Origin of the sequence: Saccharomonospora iraqiensis subsp. paurometabolica YIM 90007, from assembly GCF_000231035.2 — a bacterium.
Classification (GTDB): domain Bacteria; phylum Actinomycetota; class Actinomycetes; order Mycobacteriales; family Pseudonocardiaceae; genus Saccharomonospora; species Saccharomonospora paurometabolica.
Map to the genome: position 1 here is coordinate 29,912 of NZ_KI912255.1, position 4,030 is coordinate 33,941.

Genomic DNA, 4,030 nt, shown 5'->3' on the forward strand with positions numbered 1-4,030 from the left:
CCGCGCTCGGCGTGGCCGCGGGCGGCTGCGCGCCCGCGGGCTTCGACGGGGTGCACGACCTGCCGTTGCCCGGGGGCGCCGACCTCGGGGACGACCCGTACCGGGTGACGGTGCGCTTCGACGACGTACTCGACCTCGTCCCGCACGCCGCCGTGAAGGTGAACGACGTCGCGGTGGGGCGGGTGGAGTCGATCGCCCTGGCCGACACCGACGACTGGCAGGCCGAGGTGGTGCTGTCGGTGCACGGCGACGTCGAGCTGCCCGCCGACTCGATCGCCAACATCCGGCAGTCGAGCCTGCTCGGGGAGAAGTTCGTGGAACTGGACGCACCACGGTCGGACACCCCACGGGCGAACCGCGCCCCACTGGAGGACGACGCGCTGATCCCCGCCGCCCGCACGAACCGGCACCCGGAGGTGGAGGAGGTCTTCGGCGCGCTGTCCCTGCTGCTCAACGGTGGCGGCATCGCCCAGCTGCGCACCATCAACCAGGAGCTGACCGCCGCGATGGACGGCAACGAGGCCGACATCAAGCGGTTCCTGTCCGAGGTGGACCATCTGGTCTCCGACCTGGACGCGCATCGCGACGAGATCACCGACGCGCTGGACGGGATGAACCGGCTGTCGGCCACCCTCGCCGGGCGGGAGGAGCAGATCCGCGGCGCGCTCAACGACCTCACCCCCGGCCTGCGGGAACTGCGGGACCAGCGGGAGGCGCTGGTGTCGATGTTGTCGTCGCTGGACGAGCTTTCCGGCGTGGCCGTGGACGTCGTCGAGCGGACGCGGGAGGACCTGGTGGCCGACCTGCGGGCGCTGGCCCCGGTGTTGCGCCGGCTCGCCGACGCGGGCGCCTCGCTGCCCCGGGCGTTGGAGATCCTGCCGACCTTCCCGTTCACCGACGCCGTGCTCGACGGGATCGAGGGCGACTACCTCAACACCTACCTCAGTGTGCTGCCGGACGAGAACTACACCGAGCCGATCCCGCCGCTGCCGTTGCCGTCCACGGACACCGCCACGCCCGCCCCGGACGGAGGGAGTCGCTGATGCTCACCCGCAGAATCCGCGCGCAGGTCGTCGCGTTCGTGGTGGTCGCGGCGGCCGCGGTGACATTCGTCGGGGCCAACTACGCCGGACTGCCCCGGCTGGTCGGCGACGGGGGCGACGTGGTGCGCCTGCAACTGTCGCAGGGCGGTGGACTGTTCGACGGCAGCGAGGTCACCTACCGGGGTGTGTCCGTCGGCCGGGTCGGCGAGCTGCGGCTCACCGACGACGGGATGGAGGCCGACCTGGTGCTCGACGAGGACGCCCCGCCCATCCCGGTGAACTCCCGCGCGGTGGTGGCGAACCGGTCGGCGGTCGGTGAACAGTACGTCGATCTGCAGCCGCGCACCGACGCCGGCCCGTACCTGGAGGAGGGCTCGGTGATCCCCCGCGAGTCCACCACCACCCCCCTGCCCGTCCACACCCTGCTGGCGAATCTCAGCGAGCTCACCGAGTCGGTGCCGACCGACGCGATGCGGGTGGTCGTCGACGAGCTGTACACCGCGTTGCACGGCACGGGGGACGACCTCCAGCTGCTGCTGGACACCGCCACCGGGTTCACCCGGACCGCGGCCGAGCACCTGCCCCGGACCACCGACCTGATCGACGACGGGGCGACGGTGCTGCGGACCCAGGCGGAGTCGGCGCGGGCGTGGCGGTCGTTCGGGCGGGACGCGAAACTGTTCGCGGCGGAACTCGCCGACTCCGACGGCGACCTCCGGCAGCTCATCGGGACCGCCCCGCGGGCGGCCACCGAGATCAGCGGGCTGCTCGCGGACACCGACCCCGGCCTGTCGGTGCTGATGGCGAACCTGCTCACCACCTCCCGGATGTTCGCCTCGCGCACCGACGGCCTGGAGCATCTGCTGGTCTACACCCCGAAGGCGGTGGCCTCCACCTCCGCGGCGGTGACCTCCGACGGCACGAAGCTGTCCCAGGCGTTGACGTTCTTCGACCCGGCACCGTGCACCCGGGGCTACGGCGGCACCGAACGCCGCGACGGCGAGAGCACCGGCGACGCCCCGTTCAACACCGACGCCGCGTGCACCCTGCCCCGCGGACACGCCGGCTCCGTGCGCGGCTCGCAGAACACACCGGACGGCGGCGTCCCCGCGGTGGCCGAACCCGGTTCCGGCTCGATCGCCGACCTGGTGGACGCGCTCACCCTCGGCGCGACCCGCTCGGGTGGGACCGGCTCCGGTGGGACGGGCTCCGGTGGCGGCGGCACCCCCGGCGGCACCCCCAACGGCACTCCCGGCGGTGCGGACACCGACCCGGACACCCCGACGACACCGCGGGGGCTGCCGTGGTTCGACGACTGACGTCACCGCCCGCGGGCACCGCCACCGTCGCCGCAGGGGTCGCGGTGCTCGTCGCGGGGGTGTTCGCCGTGTGGTCGCTGCTGTCGTGGGCATGGGCGGCCACCGACGCGGAGATCGGGAAGGCGGCCGACCGCGACGAGGTGGTGCGCACCGCGCGCGAGCACGTCGCGGTGCTGACCACCCTCGACCACCACGACGTGGACACGGGGATCGACCGGTGGCTGTCGGTGACGACGGGGCCGCTGCACGCCGAGCTCGCGGACACCGACGCCGGGACCCGGGAGGCCGTCCGGCGGGCGGCCACCGTCGCCCGGGCCGAGGTCGTCGAGGCGGGGCTGTCCGCGTTCTCCCCGGAGACCGGCACCGCGACGCTGCTGGCCGCCGTGGAGATCACCCGCTCCCGGCAGGGCGAACCGCCGACCACCACCCGCCAACGCTTCGTCGTCTCGCTGGCCGAGACCGGATCCGGGTGGAAGGTGTCCGGGCTGGAACGGCCGGGGCCGGGAGGTGGGTCGTGAAACGGTTGCCGTTGCTGCTGGCCGTGCTCGCCGTGGCGCTGGCCGGGCTCGGTGCCCATTTCGTCGTGCGCGGTGAGGCCCTGCGCGGCTCGGAGTCGGCGCGGGACCGCGCGTTCGTCGACGTCGATGCCACCGCCGAGGTGCGCTCCGCGGTCACCCGTGCGGTGAACCGGGTGCTGTCGTACTCCTCCGACGACCTGGGCGCCACCGAGCGGGCGGCGGAGGAGCTGCTGACGGGCCGGGCGGGACGGGAGTACGGCGAGCTGGTCACCGTCCTGCACGACCGCGCCGCCGAGCAACGGCTGACCGTGGCCACCAACGTCACCGACGCCGCCGTCCTGTCCCTGACCGACGACACCGCCCGCGTCCTCGTCTTCGCGGATCAGACCTCCCGCCGCGCCGACGGCGACCCGACCACCACCCCCCTCCAACTCGTCGTCACCACGCACAAACCCGACCGCACCTGGCTGATCACCCACCTGCAGGTCCACTGACCCCACCCGCTCACCCCGGGTGTTTGCCGTGAAGGACTCCTTCCCTGCACTCGACGCAGTGAAGGAGTCCTTCGCTGCACCACACGCAGGCAAGGGGGCCTTCACGACAACACCCCCGCACGGGTTACGGGCGGGTGCGGGGTTTGGGGAGGGTGGGTTTGTCGCGGGGGGAGAGGGTGCGCAGGGCGAGGTCGAGTTCGAAGCGGGCGTCGGGGTCGCGGAGGCGGTCGCCGAAGGTGTTCTCCAGTTGCCGCATGCGGTAGCGCACCGTCTGCGGGTGCACGGCGAGGCGCTCGGCCATGTCGAGGACGTTGCCCTGGGCGTCCAGCCACGCCCGGAGCGTGTCGAGCATCCGTTCCCGCTGCCGCGGGGTCAGCCCGTCGAGCGTGGCGAGCAACCGGCGGCGCAGCTGCGCCGCCAGGGCGTCGTCCGAGTGCAGCAGCAGCACGGGCAGGCAGTCGTGCACGGGAACGACCCGGCGGGGCGGCAGCACCCCGTCGTCCACGAGGGACAGCGCCTTGCGCGCCCACCGCAGAGAGTCCGGGACGGCCTCCAGCGGGACGCACGGCCCCACCGCCAGCCGGCACCGGGGCAGCGCCCGCTCCAACGCCGCCACCCGGGCCTGCGACATCGTCCCCGGCACCAGCACCCGCGGC

General features: G+C 73.6%; 5 protein-coding genes. 4 read left to right on the plus strand and 1 reads right to left on the minus strand.

Going from position 1 to position 4,030, the window contains the following annotated elements:
• The first annotated feature begins 11 nt into the window (after nucleotides 1–11).
• From SACPADRAFT_RS0218655 to SACPADRAFT_RS0218670, 4 genes are read left to right on the plus strand one after another with little or no spacing between them, the layout of a single operon-like run.
• Nucleotides 12–1,043 carry an MCE family protein gene (locus SACPADRAFT_RS0218655; RefSeq protein ID WP_028662576.1) on the plus strand — a complete coding sequence of 344 codons (1,032 nt, stop codon included), beginning with the start codon at nucleotides 12–14 and terminating at the stop codon, nucleotides 1,041–1,043.
• Nucleotides 1,043–2,362 (plus strand): MCE family protein, encoded by a 1,320-nt coding sequence (locus SACPADRAFT_RS0218660; RefSeq protein WP_007026770.1) that lies wholly within the window; start codon nucleotides 1,043–1,045, stop codon nucleotides 2,360–2,362. The genes SACPADRAFT_RS0218655 and SACPADRAFT_RS0218660 overlap by 1 nt, the downstream gene beginning before the upstream one ends.
• A complete protein-coding gene (locus SACPADRAFT_RS0218665) occupies nucleotides 2,347–2,880 on the plus strand; it encodes a hypothetical protein (RefSeq protein ID WP_051442512.1) in 534 nt (177 codons plus the stop codon). Before SACPADRAFT_RS0218660 ends, SACPADRAFT_RS0218665 begins: the two co-directional genes overlap by 16 nt.
• Nucleotides 2,877–3,374, plus strand: coding sequence for a hypothetical protein (locus SACPADRAFT_RS0218670; RefSeq protein WP_007026768.1), 498 nt, complete (start codon nucleotides 2,877–2,879; stop codon nucleotides 3,372–3,374). The genes SACPADRAFT_RS0218665 and SACPADRAFT_RS0218670 overlap by 4 nt, the downstream gene beginning before the upstream one ends.
• 124 nt (nucleotides 3,375–3,498) lie before the next feature.
• Here the strand turns inward: SACPADRAFT_RS0218670 and SACPADRAFT_RS28695 are convergent.
• Nucleotides 3,499–4,030: PucR family transcriptional regulator (locus SACPADRAFT_RS28695; protein WP_007026767.1), on the minus strand; the 532-nt coding region annotated here is incomplete at its 5' end.

Coding starts and splice junctions, on each gene's coding strand:
- SACPADRAFT_RS0218660 (WP_007026770.1), top strand. CDS start 1,043: ATGCTCACCCGCAGAATCCGCGCGCAGGTCGTCGCGTTCGTGGTGGTC.